General features: G+C 58.9%; 1 pseudogene. It reads left to right on the plus strand.

The features are described 5' to 3' along the window. A pseudogene (locus J2D75_RS14350) lies at window positions 1–163 on the plus strand (IS110 family transposase); the annotation flags it as partial. Between the last annotated feature and the right edge of the window lie 139 nt (window positions 164–302).

A 302-nucleotide genomic window follows, 5' to 3' on the forward strand; every position in this document is an offset into this window, starting at 1 on the left:
TCGTCCTGATCGCGTTCCACCTTCGTTTGCTGCCCTGCTGGAACGCAAACCGATGCGTGTGGCGACCGTCGCAATGGCCAACAAGATGGCCCGCATTATATGGGCGCTGCTGACACGGGGCGAAGCCTATCAGGCGAACCACGTGCCAGCGATCACCGCATAATCGGGAAGACAGACAACAACGGGATCGGTCGGCTCACACCGACCGGAGGAGGTTGCAGGAGCGAGGAGACATGATGGCGATATCGGTCAGGCCGAGAACAGAGACAACCCACTTTGTGTCCAAGGCATCATAGCCTGAG

The sequence above is a fragment of the Acetobacter suratthaniensis genome (assembly GCF_017377745.1).
GTDB classification, from domain to species: domain Bacteria; phylum Pseudomonadota; class Alphaproteobacteria; order Acetobacterales; family Acetobacteraceae; genus Acetobacter; species Acetobacter suratthaniensis.